This window comes from Paenibacillus sp. MMS18-CY102 (assembly GCF_009789195.1).
Lineage (GTDB): Bacteria > Bacillota > Bacilli > Paenibacillales > Paenibacillaceae > Paenibacillus_T.
In genome coordinates, this window is record NZ_WSTC01000023.1 from 36,937 (window position 1) to 50,492 (window position 13,556).

Genomic DNA, 13,556 nt, shown 5'->3' on the forward strand with positions numbered 1-13,556 from the left:
AATGCCAGCGAAGAATTCAGGCAAGGAATGGACAACGCTGAGCGCTTTAGCCGAACCGAATCGTATGGCAATCGTTGAACTGTTGCGAGACGGGCCTTTGACCGTTGGGGAAATCGCTGATCGACTGGGGCTGCGCCAGCCTCAAGCATCGAAGCATCTGAAGGTGCTGAGCGACAATGGGATTTTGGAAATGACAGCTGAAGCCAATCGCCGAATTTACAAGCTTCGGGCCGAGCCTTTTCAAGCACTGGATTCATGGCTCAACTCCTTTCGGCGGTTAATGGAAGAAAGGTTCGACCAACTGGATGATTACTTAAAGGAACTGCAAAACAAACAAAAATAAACGGATCGATCAATTAGAGGAGGAATTATTATGTCAAATCAAACAATGGTATCAAGAGTAGAAAATGAAAATGTGCTGGTGATTGAGCGTGTGTTCGATGCGCCTCGCGAGCTCGTATTCCAAATGTTCAAGGAGCCTGAGCATCTTAAGCGTTGGTGGGGGCCAAGAGGCTGGGAACTCCCTGTATGCACCGTCGATTTTCGGCCGGGCGGCGTCTGGCATTATTGTATGAAGTGTGTGGATAAGAGCCATGGCGATTTTTACGGCATGGAATCTTGGGGCAAAGCGATCTATAAGGAGATTGCCGAGCCTGAAATGTTCAGCTACACCGATTACTTCTCGGATGCGGAAGGCAACCAAAATGCAGAGATGCCTTCAACCGATGTCACGCTAACGTTCATTGATGAAGGCGGCAAAACGAAGCTGGTTAATCGCGGCGTGTATGTTTCGCCAGAGGCGCTCAAAACCGTTATGGATATGGGCATGCTGCAGGGCATCACGGAAACATGGGACCGTCTGGAAGAGCGCTTGAACGAAGTTAAGTAAATAAAAGCTTCACATGCACATAATCAATTATCTAATGAAATAGGGAGTGCTAAATATGATTAATCAATTCTGCCAAATCATGCTGTATGTAAATGATCAAGATCAAGCCAAGCGGTTTTGGACGGAAAAAGTTGGATTCGTTGTCGCTTCGGAAGAAGATAATGGCCAAGGTTTTCGCTATATTGAAATTGCCGCTGTCCAAGGGGCCCAGACATCATTCATTCTTCACAACAAGCAATTTATCGCTCAGATGCAACCGGAGCTTAACCTAGGAACGCCATCCATTATGTTCTTCACCGACGATGTGGAAGGGCTGTACCAGGCTTTCAAGGATAAAGAGATCACAGTTGGGGATTTGGTCTCCATTCCTGGAGGGCGAGTATTTAACTTTGCCGACGACGAAAACAACTATTTCGCGGTTATGCAAAAGCAGTAGGGTTGAAGCAGTCCCAATAATAAAAACGCCATCACTTCATGTGATGGCGTTTTTGCGTTGCGGCATGAAATAGGGAATGAAGAGCGTCTGCTTGCTCTTATATGCTCACTGGATGTTCACGATCTAGCACCAAAGGCGAGCCCAGCAAGATCCATTGGTTCAAATCATCATAGCCAACTATTTCAGCATGAATGATACGCCCACGATGCATAACGTTTTCCCGGGCATTGGCAGCACATTCTTCGTAGTTAGCTAGGCCTACGGCTTCATATTCAGGGAGGCTAGCAATAACCCCTTACGGACAAAAAACCTCAATGTAGCCTTCAACTTTTGTTCCGATAGGGAGCTGATTCTTAAGCGTAAGCCACTGCTCCTGCCCATTGCTAGTAACGACAGACCATACGTCTTCAAACTCTTCTTTGTTAATCCTGCTTAAGCCCTGCTTGTCTAACGGCAAGTCTTGATCGGAAAGAATGAACTCAAATTTTTTAAGATTAGAACTCTGGATCTCATTGCCCTTGACCACCATTTGCCTGTAGGCGGTACCTTGCTCATTCACTTCAAAGTAAATAATTAGATCATCGAGTTCTTGTTTCAAATACAGCAACGGTTCATTCATTCCTTTCAAAGAAGTATGGATTCGTGCATTCAAATTATGGGGCATTGATGGTAAGCGGCATGGTTCTCATCATGTCACTTTATGGATTAGCAAGTGCTTACTTTGCCGGCCGACTAATAGGGGAGCCGTTGCTCGATAGTTATTTTACATTAGTATTTAACAATTTCATATTCGTATTTCCTCTACAGTTATTGCTGGTAGGTCCGCTAGTGCGGTATGTATTCGCTAAAATTATCACACGCCAGATCTAATCTATTCTCACATCTCTTCTATTTGCTTTTCACTAGACAGGCTAGTTATAGTGTTTGTATAACGTGAAACAGAAGGGTTGAGATGGAATGAAAAAATCAGTTCTCAAATGGTTTCGATACATCAGCTATATGGAAGGGATTTCGTTTCTAGTTTTGCTTTGCATTGCGATTCCGTTGAAATATGCTGCCGATCAACCGCAAATGGTTACGGTTACGGGGATGATCCATGGCGCACTGTTCGCGGCTTATATCGTAGCGATAATGGTGATGGCCGTATTATACCGGTGGGGGCTATTGCGTATCGCCGGCGGTATTTTGGCAGCTTTCTTGCCATTTGGCCCGTTTGTGCTGGAGCGCCGTTTGATGCGGGAAACGATGTAGCTTACTTGGATTTGAATGAGGTATATGGCACGATGGGATTGAACCATAATAGAAGGATATAATCCCAGCATGTTAATTGGCCTTCCTTGATGTGGAAGCCTCCTTGTGACGGACAGGTGAATTAACGAAAAAAATTGAAGCAAGCACTTATGCAATCATTTAATTCTACAACTAATAGTGATACACTATATAGGGCTATTATTGATCGAGAATTTATTTTGATACAGAAAAGATGGGCAATCAGGCACGCCTAGGCGCTCAAGTACAAACGCCTGCATCCTTTCTGCAAATCGTGGGTATAAGGACGGTAAACATGAGCAACATACAAACTAAAAAAACAGACGTTATCTTAATTGGTGCCGGTATCATGAGTGCTACTTTGGGGTCACTACTGAAAGAATTAGTGCCGGACTGGAACATTAAAGTGTTTGAGAAGCTCGAAAGCGCAGGGGAAGAGAGCTCTAACGAGTGGAATAATGCAGGTACGGGGCATGCTGCACTGTGCGAACTTAACTACACCGTCGAGAAAGCAGACGGATCTATAGATATTAGCAAAGCGATTCAAATTAATGAACAGTTCCAGCTCTCCATGCAATTCTGGTCTTACCTTGTAAACAGCAAACAAATTCGCAATCCGCAAGACTTTATTATGCCAATCCCTCATATGAGCATGGTGCTAGGGGAGAAGAATGTAAAGTTCTTGAAGAAACGGTTTGACGCATTGTCCAACAATCCGCTGTTCAAAGGGATGGAGTACTCGGAAGACCCTGCTAAGCTAATGGAATGGATTCCGCTCATTCTCAAGGATCGCCCAGCTGGCGAGCCTATTGCAGCAACCAAAATCGACACTGGCACAGACGTTAACTTCGGTGCGCTCACTCGTATGCTGTTTGACTATCTGAAGACGAAAAACGTCGATATTAAATACAATCATAGCGTGAACAAAATCAAGCGCACGAGCGATGGCTCGTGGGAATTGAAAGTGCGAAACGGCAGCGGCAATGTCGAGAGCCATACTGCTCAATTCGTCTTTGTCGGCGGAGGCGGCGGAAGCCTGCATTTGCTGCAAAAATCCGGCATTCCTGAAGGCAAGCATATCGGTGGATTCCCGGTTAGCGGCCTGTTTATGGTGTGCAATAAGCCGGAAGTTGTTGAGCAGCATCATGCTAAAGTTTATGGCAAAGCTAAGGTTGGAGCTCCTCCAATGTCCGTTCCGCATCTTGACACGAGATTTATTGATAACAAAAAATCGCTGCTGTTCGGGCCATTTGCCGGCTTTTCGCCTAAGTTTCTTAAAACCGGCTCTATGTTTGATTTGATCACATCCGTCAAGCCTGATAACCTCGTTACGATGTTGTCGGCTGGCGCCAAAAACATGGGCCTGACCAAATATCTGATCCAACAAGTTATGTTATCCAAAGAAAAACGCGTGGAAGAGCTGCGCGAGTTTATCCCGACCGCCAAAAGCGAGGATTGGGATTTGGTCGTAGCTGGACAGCGTGTCCAAGTTATTAAAGATACGGCAGCTGGCAAAGGTACGCTTCAATTCGGCACGGAAGTCATTAGTGCTGCAGACGGCTCCATCGCTGCATTGCTTGGCGCATCTCCAGGTGCTTCTACGGCCGTTCACGTCATGCTTGAAGTGATCGAGAAATGCTTCCCGCAGCATGTGAAAGAATGGGAGCCGAAAATTAAAGAAATGATTCCTTCGTATGGCGTATCCCTTATGCAAAACCCGGAACTGCTGCAAGAAATTCATGCTTCAACGGCAGGGACGCTGGGATTGATTCAAAAATTACCGTTAGAAGTCGCACATAAATAATAAGCTAAATAACGAAAGCGGCAATTCAGGGCCTGATTCTTAGTCCTTGAATTGCCGCTTTTTTTGTATGTTATGAGCTCCACATTTTAGCAATTAATAATGCTAATGTACACGACGATTAGTAATTAATATGCTAAACTAGATTTACGTTCAATCCATATTATGGGCGAATTTACATCGCGAAAGGGTATGTTCCTTTATGTCACAGCAATCGAATGTTTCACCTCTATTAAAGCATTCCTTTCATTTTGATTTGCATCATATCGGCCAAGAAGAAGAGTATACGCTCCAGATTGGGCTTCGGGATTATCCGCTGAAACGGCATGATGCCGATTCAATTCGCCGAACGAAATCCACCCAGCTATTTTACGGATTTATTCCAGATGACAATCTGACCCATTATGCCGAAGAGCTAGAGTTGGAGGCAGATCTGGTTGGGCTTATGACTGTTACCAAGAAAGTAGTAGTAGACGGACAGATGCTGGATCTGCCAGTTTCGATGTCTGTACATATTCCCGAGACGAGCTTTCGCATGATGCATCATGCTTCATCCAATCTTGCGATGAACGGCTTGATCCACCCGAAATTGGTGCAATACAACGTTGATCCGAACCGCTTTTCCTCCGTTAACGGTGCTTCCCATCCAGTACAGTTGCTTGTGCAAGCGTTCAGCTTTAAAGAAGCGCGCGAGACGGCAATTGCGCTCTTGTTCCAACATCCTGGCTTGTTGCATCTAGACGGCAGTTCGGAGCATCCGGCATGGGTGCACGAGCATTTGCTCAACCAAAATCCATACCTGCAGGATCTTGCGCTTGCGATTTACAAGCTGAAAGAAAACTGGTCAGCGTTCACGAAGGTGCTGGATGAGAACGGCGAGCCCTACAAGGACCCGGACGATGAGAGCAAGTTTCTATACACGCGGACGCTGCATCCCACCGTTAAGGCAGCTCTGAACGGCCCGCTAAGCTGGGCGCTCAAGAAAGCACAGGATGCCAAGCAATTGGAAGGCCAAATGTGGGAGGCGCAATACGGGATTACCTCAGATAGCTATGGTGCAGAAGCAGAGCACATCAGCCAAGCCAAGCCTAAACCGCTTCAAGCCGATGAAGATAAAAGTGCTTCCGTGCGCTGGGGCGTAAAGGGCCCGAAAACCTCTTGGGGCATTTCCGTTGGCGATCCGGTAATTGATGATAAAGGCGTACTGAATGTTACCGGTTATAATCGACTTGCACGCCATTTGTCTGCGTATGTCGAATTTTTGAACCCGAACGGGGAGCGGATCGATCTCTCTGAGGAGCAGTGGAAGCAGGTGCTGGATTCGACGCTGCGCAGCATTTTGCCAGAGAAATTTTTCGAGCAATTTGAGCCTCGCCAAGAGACGAGATTCGTAGGCACAGTAGGACCGGTTACGACCGTATGTGGCGTGCCCGTTGGCATGCTGATGCCCGATCCGACACATTTCCAGCTGCCAGTGCTTGATAATCGTATTGCGACGGTGCGGATTTTATGGGGCGGTCTCGGCTTCAACATAGCGGATTTGATGGAGGACCCCGAGATCCGGTGTGCATTGGTTGGCGCTCTGCTAACGATTATTGTCGACATCATTGTCCCCGTGGCCATCTTTATTATCGGTTCATCTGCAATCACGAACAAAATCGTGAAAGAGATCATGAAAGATAAAAAATTAGTCGCAGATATCATCAAAATCGGCGTATTAATCGCAACGGGCAAAATCTTGTACGATATTGCCCACGACCGGAATGTGATTAATGCAGTCGCGCCGTGGATCGGATTGGTTCTCCCTAGGCTTCTCATCACGAAGCTTGGGCCTTATTTGCTGGAGAAGCTGGGCGAAAGCGCGCTTGGCAAGCTGCTGGGCAGAATCCTTCCGGGTGCCGATATGGCGATGTCTATATTCAGTGGGTTAACAACGGCGGCCCAGTTGCTGGAGACGACGATCGCATGCCTTTCCACGCAGAGCATATATAAGACTGATTTCACCCGTACCTTTGATTTGAAAATCAACCTGACGCCGGATCCGTCCACGCATAAGTTTCCCGACCTTGCGACCAGTTACCGGATCGCTGTCATGTACGACACGAATGTGACGACCCCTGCTGTCGAGCAAAAATATGATTTGGCCGGCCCTACGCGCAGCGACCCATTCTCGGTGAAGTTTAAGGATGTCCCTGCCGCCGGTAAACTCAAAATCTATGTTTTCTTCTACGCCAAAAACGGCTGGCTGGCCGGACAAGGAGAAAGTGGAGGATGGCTGGAGGCCAAAGGAACGGATGGCACGCTTCTGACAACAAACATTCAGATTAGGACGAATGAGGTTCGGCTTACATCAGATTCGGTGTACGAGCATAAGCAAAAAATCGCCTATCATGAAGGTGTTCCAGTATGGGAGGCTACCGCCCAAGCGCCTAAGCAAACGGTCAAAAACGCTTCGGCTGATCCAGAGAAAGCCATCGATGTACAAAACGGGCATATTACAACGACGCAGCGGCCCGCTATGGTCGGTTACGGCTGGAAGGCGACCGGCCTGCATTTGCCAGCAGACCGCCCGGATGCGCCAATATCGGATCAAGCCATGTACACGGTTCAAAATTTATCCACCTTACAGGAACCATCGCGCTCGCACTGGCATCCGGAGGTCGGCTTCAGCCAACCGAGCGGAATTGTCTACGACGTTGCAAGCTACGAAGATGCAACGGGACGCAACTTCTACGTCGATTCCTCGAACGGAACCTATGACGGATACAAGAATGCCCGCGGCGGTTTCCACCTTCGCAAGCTAGTGCTACAGCATGACCAAAAACCGCAAACAGACAGCAAGCAAAGCTGGGGGCGGTTTATTAGCCCGCTCGATCGTTTTGTCGTGCATCCGCAAGGATATGTCATCGGGATTAATTACACGATTAACAAATTAGAAATTCTTCAACTGCCTGCAGCACCTTCGGATGACGAGAAAGCGACGTTCGCAGTGCCTGCTTCCGGCGAAGGCTTCCGTGAAGGCTTAATTAATGGGCCTCGAGGGATTGGAACAGCGCTCGATGGGCGGATTTTGATACTGGAAAGCATTAATAACCGGGTGCAATCGTTCGACATTCACGGCAATCCGGTTAAGAGCTTCGGGCAAGAGAGCAAGGAGCGTTCGTGGTTTCCGCTGGTCGATCCAAGTGCCAAGACGAATTATTTGGATTTGGCGGTAGAAGCGAAAGGTTACATTTATATATTGTCCTATACCGGAGAAGGCTCCGACCCGAACGATTACCACTTGGATATTTACACGCCTGACGGCTCCTTCCTCGTTCGGACAAAGGGCGTTGCTGCATCTAAAATTACGGTTGATCTGATCCGCAATGTGTTTACGCTCAATTATGAAACGATTTATGCGCCGAACGGGCGTCCTGAACCATCTGTTAGCCTGTGGATTCCGCCTGCACCGAGCTCGTCGTAAGGAGGCATGGAGATGCAGGAGCATATGGATTTGGACGTTAACGAGATGCCGCTATATTTCGTATCCCGCGGTTATATTCGGCTGGCGACTGGTGTAGGTGTAGACCTGCAAACGAGGCTAGTCAAATTTGATCTGAAATATTTATCGCTGGCAAGCCAAGAGAAAGTATTATTTACTGACCAGCCGAAGGAGCAAGATATTTTCACGTTGTACGGCATGGGCGGTGTTTATTACCTTCGGGCGTCGAACGGCAGGTGGGTCGGATTCCGCGATTGGAAGGAAAACATTATGGAGGGCTTTACTGTCCCCGTCAGGGGAGAGGCTACAGAAGTTTCGCTCCAATACGATTCGCCGAATGAACCCGAAAATGGCTTTGTTTTTAAAGCGAACATTAACGGTGAGTTGCAAACGGTGTTCGGGCTTGCTTTCGTATCTGTGCCAGAAGGGTTCGTCCATTCGAAGGAACTGTTCCCACGCTCCTATCCGCAGTATACGCTGCCTCCGCTTTGGCCTGGACGCAGCTGTAAAGGGGCTGATTACAGCACGCTTCCTTTTTCTGCTAGGCAGCTGTTTGAGCTCAATTTGGACGAAACAAGCTTTAATCACTCCGAGATGAACCATGCCTTTATGCTAAAATGTACGATGCGAAAAGCAAGCCTGAAGGGCATTCAGGTGTTGGATTCGTTGTTGAACGGAAATGAGTTTAGCGAGTCGGACTGGAGCGAGGCGGATTTAAGCCGCAGCTCCTTCGAGAGGGCGAATTTCACACAGGCTAACTTGTCCCGCACTAGGCTGTCAGGCACGAGATTCAATCATGCGAATTTGGCTCGTGCCGACCTAAGTGGAGCCGAGCTTAACGCAACGGAATTTTACGGAGCAAATCTGGCGGAAGCCAATTTGAGAAACGTTAACTGGAGCAACGCCCGCTTTGATACGAGCACATCATTGAAGGGTGTCGATTTCAGCCATTCTGACTTAACGAATTCGAGTTTCGCTAGCCTAGACCTTGCCAAGGCCATTTTCAGGGGTGCAAAGCTGGATGGCTGTGATTTTAGAGGCGCGATCCTAGACGGAACAGACTTTTCCGAGACAGACTTAACGCATGTACAATTCGATGAGTATCCGAAGTTTTCTGCCGAGCCAGGGAAATTGACCAAATTTTGCGGTGCAATCGTTCCGTTCGGTGTTATCAAACGCAGATGGAGCTACTTGGACCTTAGCAACGCACAGCTCGTGGATTTTCCAGATGTGCTGTCCGATGCGGACAACAAGCTGGAGGCACGCCATGCGGTGTTATCGGGACTGGAGCTCCAGAGGCAGGCGATTCAATTCGCTAACTTTCAAGATTCGGATCTCAGGGGCATAAACTTCAGTAAGTGCAACCTCGATTTCTCACAATTTACTGGTGCCCTTGCCGGAGGAATCGGAGAAATGCCATCGGCCGTTTTCTTCGCGGCAAGCTTGATGAATGCGGACTTCAGCCGTGCTAACTTGACGGGGGCGGACTTTTCCCACTGCTATTTTTACGGACAGGAGGCTAGTGTCGCCAACGCAGAAATGCCGCTCGTGAAATTCAACGGCGCCTATTTGGCCGGCATGAACTTCAAGAACGTCTCTAACCTAAAGGGGGCGAACTTTTCTGATGCATGCTTGGTCAACTGTGTCATCCGAGGTTCTAATTTGTCGCCATACTATGGATCCAACGCCTCGTTTGCTAGGGCTTGCCTGCAGGGGGTTGATTTTGAAGATAGCTTGCTCTATGCGGCGAATATGAACGATGCGGCAATTTCGGAGGGCGATGGTGTGCTGCAAGTTACGATACTCATCGAAGATGCGCCGATTACGATGCCAGTCGCTTATTCAGCAACCCGTATTCCGTCCAAGGCGACGGATCACGCGACCAAATGCCCGAGCAGCGAATCTGGCCCGTGTATTGGGGAGAAGCTTCACAGTGATAAGGCTCCAATGCATGTATGGCCAGCACAGCAGACAGATATTTAGATTCGGAGGGGATAAGGATGAAAACGATCAAACGCATGATCGAGCACCAAATGTGGGCGAATCGTCAGCTGTTAGCCGCGATTGACGATTGTGAAGGGGACGTTCAGGAAGCACTTAACCTGTTTCGCCACTACATGATTGCCGAGCAGGTATGGGGGATGCGAATGAACGGCGAAAGCACCGCTCATATTCAACTCTGGATCGAAGATGCTGATCTGGCCTCGCTGGGGCAGTTGATCGCAAGCAACGAGGCTCGATACCGCGAGTTGATGGAAAGCTTGACCGAGGAGCGATTGGACAGTGTCCTGTCGTACGCGAACCAGAGCGGAGCTGAATTCCAAACGCCAATCCGAGATATTTTGGCACATGTCAGCCTTCACGGCCAATACCACCGCGGCCAAATCAATCGGATTATGCGGGAAGCATCCGGCAAGCCTGGGGCAGTAGATTTTATATTGTTTTCGAGATTATCTGAATAGAAGCTGATCGAACAAGAGCCCCCAATCTCAGAAGAGAGTTGGGGGCTCTTGTTTCATTCTTGCGGAGTGACCGAGAATGACCTGTAATGGTATCGCCAACGATAACGCTGACCCCGACGCAAATGTCGAAGCTGGCGCCGACGCCGATGCTGATGCCGACTGACGTCGAAACCGACGCAGATACTGATACTGACGTTGACTATCTGCATCGTCTATGAGTAGCCGCTCGCTCTAACGGACACAGAAGCCCTTATTTGGTTAAAATCGACTGCTTTCTTGCTGTAACGGACTCAGGTGCCGTTATTTGTGCAAAATGTCCCCTTTTTGGTCCCGATCATACTAAATAAGGACCGTGGAGTCCGTTACAATTTCAATCGGTGAGTTTGGCCAGATATAACGGCTGTGGTGTCCGTTAGAAGTTCGACACACCGATTGGAGGCGAGCCATACGAATAACTCGATCAACCAGAATGAGTGAGTGAGGATTGGATGCTTTGGAAAGTGGAAAGTTCCATATAATAAGGATACCTCATATATAAATGGAAGTAGAGATGTGAAGATGATTGAGTACTCGCATACTGACGAAAAAGAATCGTCTAACTTTGATATATAATTTCACAAATTAGTAATTAATTTAGAAAATATTAGCAAGATTAAAGTGATATAATTAAGCAATAAGTCGACCGTCGCCTACCAAGCTTCTGACATAACTGAACCATAAAGGGGGATTTCGATTTGGCTAGCAAATCGCCTATTATAAGCTTGCAAAGCAACAGAAACTGGATCATGTTGTTGCTTCTCGTCCTGCTCTTCATTAGTGGCTGCTCAACAGGCACGATAAAGGATACTGCAACGAAAGAAGAGCTGGACATTTTACACGAACCTAGCGCTGCATTAAAGCAGATGACCGTTAAAAGTGATGCCATGTTGAATTATTCTTCTTATAACGCAATGCTGATGAACAACAACATGTTTGTAGATACGTCTTATTATCAACAACACCCAATTACTCGGGGCGATATTGTGATGTTTCAGACAGGCGATAGCCGGTTCCCTACAGATTTTGGACGGATTATCGGGCTGCCGAATGAAGAAGTGCAGTTAGTGAAAGGCCATGTTTATATTCATGCAAGAAAACTAGCCGCGTTCTACGGAAGCGAGTACCGTGAGCAAAAAGCTGGAGACGGAGAGACGCCGACTTCCATGGCGGAATCTGTCAAGCTGGAGCAGGGCGAATATTTTGTGCTCGGCGATAATTGGAAGCGAAGCTTTTATGACAGCCAGTCGGTTGGGCCAATGAAAGCTTCTTCAATAAAAGGAAAGGTGTTGGGTTGGGAAGGGCCGAAGACGGCATGGGATTTTAAGCAGGGCGTTATCGTTGCGAAGGAGCCCAAGCGCGTTGCAATTGTTCGGAATGTCACTGCTAATGCGTTGCACGTAAGAAGTGTTGACGAGATTATGGGGATCGCACACTTAGAGGCGTTATGGGCCAATGTCAAACAAGAGGAAGAAATAGAAGCGCTGGAAATTGGAGATAAGGTCAGCTTCGAACTCGTTGGGGAATTTAAGTTTCAGATACCGCTTCAGGTAACAGTAACGAACTTTAAGCGAATTGGCAGTGTTTTTGAATGAAAAATGGATCTTGTTTCATAGTTAGGAATGGCATTTGGCTCTCCATCCGCAACAAGATAAAATCCGTTAACATCTTACAAGGAAATCGCAGACGTTAACGGGTTACATCCGAGCATATTGTATTCCAATAAAAGGAATTATTCTTGTGATAGCCAAGTTGACCAGGAAACCTATAATTGTTCCAATTTCTTTTGTTCCAATTGCTGTGGCTCCCGACGCTGCCAGCTTATGAAAACAAGAGACAACGCAACTGCCGTAAGAATCGCCCCAAGCAATCGGAATGCTCCCGCGCTGAACGTATCTCCCATTACGATGCTTAGCAGCAATGAAGAGAGAATGGTTCCGATGTATCTCGCTGTCATAAAGATGCCTGATGCTACACCAATGATTTCTTTCGGCGTGCTTTGGAACAAGGACGCTTGCATGCCGACATTGTTCAGCCCGTTGCTTATCCCAAATGCCGCTAAAGCTACACATACACTAATAACGGGAGAAGTTTGGTTCCAGGACATGATCCATACTGAACCGAATGTCATTAGCAGTGCGGATACAAGCAATGCCGGCCGTGGTCCAGCTTTGTCAATCCAACGGCCTGCTATCGGCGAAACTGCAAGCGAGCACAATCCTAAACTTAACATGAGCAATCCTGTCTGAAGTTCACTGACATGCCGGACCATTTGCAAGTAGGTTGGCAGCCCGAAGAAGAGCGAGTAGTAAAGGATGTTAACGAGCACAAATTCGATATTGACCCGTGCCAGTGCAGGATGTTTGGCGAATGTGCGAATAGGGATGAAAGGTGAGGCAACTTTTCGTTCATGCCTTACGAAAGCAATAAGAAGCAACAAGCCGATCAACCCGGCAACAACGTCTTCAGCTGAAGCATGTCCCTTTGATTTGGCCAAGAGCACTCCAATAAGCAGCGAAACTAGGCCGAATGTGAACAATATGATTCCTGGCGCATCAATCAAAGCTAGCCATTGCCGAAGAGGCATGTTCTGTGAAGCGGAAATGCGAGGTTCGTCTCTCGGGATGTACCGCCATGCTAATAGAAAGCTCAGAACGACGAACGGTATATTGATGAAGAAGATGGCATGCCAATCCCACCAATGAATCAATACTCCGCCAACAAACGGGCCAATGGCTGCCGCCCCCGATAGAAATATGGATAAAACCGACAGCGCCGCCGCTTGTTTCTCCGTAATATGAATCCGCACGAGAGCCATTCCAACTGCAACCATCATGCTCGTTCCGATCGATTGAATAATGCGAAACACGATCAGCCATCCAAAGTTTGGTGATAGAGGCGCGAGTAATGAGGCAATTAATGCAACAACAAGCCCAGTTAGAAATATCTGCTTGCGGCCGAATAAATCACTTGCTTTTCCCATAACAGGCTGGGCTATGCAGCTAGCAATATAGAATGAGAATATAACCCAAGAAACGTCTGTAAAGTTAAGTTCATACATATTTTGCAGCCTTGCGATTGCAACCGAAATCATCGATGAATTTAATGGGTTCAAAAGCACCCCCAGCCCAACAGAAATCAATAACCATCTGTTATGAACAGTCATTTTAGTTCCCTCC

The 13,556-nt window shown here is 47.5% G+C and carries 11 protein-coding genes; 9 read left to right on the forward strand and 2 right to left on the reverse strand.

The window, feature by feature from the left end; genetic code table 11:
* Position 1: 1 nt before the first annotated feature.
* Genes GON22_RS17300 through GON22_RS17310 form a run of 3 tightly spaced genes read left to right on the forward strand, consistent with a single transcriptional unit; the run spans position 2 to position 1,325 of the window.
* Positions 2 to 343, forward strand: coding sequence for an ArsR/SmtB family transcription factor (locus tag GON22_RS17300; protein WP_160397362.1), 342 nt, complete (start codon positions 2 to 4; stop codon positions 341 to 343).
* Between the two features lie 30 nt (positions 344 to 373).
* Positions 374 to 889 (forward strand): SRPBCC domain-containing protein, encoded by a 516-nt coding sequence (locus GON22_RS17305; RefSeq protein WP_160397363.1) that lies wholly within the window; start codon positions 374 to 376, stop codon positions 887 to 889.
* 55 nt (positions 890 to 944) lie between these two features.
* Positions 945 to 1,325: a VOC family protein gene (locus GON22_RS17310; RefSeq protein WP_160397364.1), complete on the forward strand. Its 381-nt coding sequence runs from the start codon at positions 945 to 947 to the stop codon at positions 1,323 to 1,325.
* A 295-nt stretch (positions 1,326 to 1,620) separates the two neighbouring features.
* On the opposite strand, the gene GON22_RS17315 is transcribed toward GON22_RS17310, so the two are convergent.
* The gene (locus tag GON22_RS17315; protein WP_237179221.1) at positions 1,621 to 1,944 is read right to left on the reverse strand and encodes a hypothetical protein; all 324 of its coding nucleotides are present in this window, start codon (positions 1,942 to 1,944) and stop codon (positions 1,621 to 1,623) included.
* 338 nt (positions 1,945 to 2,282) lie between these two features.
* On the opposite strand from GON22_RS17315, the gene GON22_RS17320 reads away from it, so the two are divergent.
* The 6 genes from GON22_RS17320 (at position 2,283) to lepB (ending at position 11,972) form a co-directional block, all read left to right on the forward strand.
* The gene (locus GON22_RS17320; RefSeq protein WP_160397366.1) at positions 2,283 to 2,576 is read left to right on the forward strand and encodes a DUF3817 domain-containing protein; all 294 of its coding nucleotides are present in this window, start codon (positions 2,283 to 2,285) and stop codon (positions 2,574 to 2,576) included.
* A 232-nt stretch (positions 2,577 to 2,808) separates the two neighbouring features.
* Complete coding sequence (locus tag GON22_RS17325; RefSeq protein WP_272898808.1) at positions 2,809 to 4,398, forward strand: malate:quinone oxidoreductase; 1,590 nt, start codon at positions 2,809 to 2,811, stop codon at positions 4,396 to 4,398.
* Positions 4,399 to 4,597: 199 nt separating this feature from the next.
* Entirely contained in the window at positions 4,598 to 7,861 is a 3,264-nt protein-coding gene (locus GON22_RS17330; RefSeq protein ID WP_160397368.1) for a hypothetical protein, read from the forward strand.
* A 12-nt stretch (positions 7,862 to 7,873) separates the two neighbouring features.
* Complete coding sequence (locus tag GON22_RS17335; RefSeq protein WP_160397369.1) at positions 7,874 to 9,862, forward strand: pentapeptide repeat-containing protein; 1,989 nt, start codon at positions 7,874 to 7,876, stop codon at positions 9,860 to 9,862.
* Positions 9,863 to 9,879: 17 nt separating this feature from the next.
* Positions 9,880 to 10,341 carry a DinB family protein gene (locus GON22_RS17340; protein WP_160397370.1) on the forward strand — a complete coding sequence of 154 codons (462 nt, stop codon included), beginning with the start codon at positions 9,880 to 9,882 and terminating at the stop codon, positions 10,339 to 10,341.
* Between the two features lie 734 nt (positions 10,342 to 11,075).
* A complete protein-coding gene (gene lepB / locus GON22_RS17345; RefSeq protein WP_160397371.1) occupies positions 11,076 to 11,972 on the forward strand; it encodes a signal peptidase I in 897 nt (298 codons plus the stop codon).
* Positions 11,973 to 12,142: 170 nt separating this feature from the next.
* Here lepB and GON22_RS17350 read toward each other — a convergent pair whose 3' ends face one another.
* Positions 12,143 to 13,543 carry an MFS transporter gene (locus tag GON22_RS17350; RefSeq protein ID WP_160397372.1) on the reverse strand — a complete coding sequence of 467 codons (1,401 nt, stop codon included), beginning with the start codon at positions 13,541 to 13,543 and terminating at the stop codon, positions 12,143 to 12,145.
* Between the last annotated feature and the right edge of the window lie 13 nt (positions 13,544 to 13,556).

Excerpts from the sequence above, each read along its gene's own strand:
- GON22_RS17325 (WP_272898808.1), top strand. The coding sequence starts at position 2,809 with ATGGGCAATCAGGCACGCCTAGGCGCTCAAGTACAAACGCCTGCATCC.
- GON22_RS17350 (WP_160397372.1), bottom strand. The coding sequence starts at position 13,543 with ATGACTGTTCATAACAGATGGTTATTGATTTCTGTTGGGCTGGGGGTG.
- GON22_RS17310 (WP_160397364.1), top strand. The coding sequence starts at position 945 with ATGATTAATCAATTCTGCCAAATCATGCTGTATGTAAATGATCAAGAT.
- GON22_RS17340 (WP_160397370.1), top strand. The coding sequence starts at position 9,880 with ATGAAAACGATCAAACGCATGATCGAGCACCAAATGTGGGCGAATCGT.
- GON22_RS17335 (WP_160397369.1), top strand. The coding sequence starts at position 7,874 with ATGCAGGAGCATATGGATTTGGACGTTAACGAGATGCCGCTATATTTC.
- GON22_RS17320 (WP_160397366.1), top strand. The coding sequence starts at position 2,283 with ATGAAAAAATCAGTTCTCAAATGGTTTCGATACATCAGCTATATGGAA.
- GON22_RS17330 (WP_160397368.1), top strand. The coding sequence starts at position 4,598 with ATGTCACAGCAATCGAATGTTTCACCTCTATTAAAGCATTCCTTTCAT.
- GON22_RS17300 (WP_160397362.1), top strand. The coding sequence starts at position 2 with ATGCCAGCGAAGAATTCAGGCAAGGAATGGACAACGCTGAGCGCTTTA.
- GON22_RS17305 (WP_160397363.1), top strand. The coding sequence starts at position 374 with ATGTCAAATCAAACAATGGTATCAAGAGTAGAAAATGAAAATGTGCTG.
- GON22_RS17315 (WP_237179221.1), bottom strand. The coding sequence starts at position 1,944 with ATGAATGAACCGTTGCTGTATTTGAAACAAGAACTCGATGATCTAATT.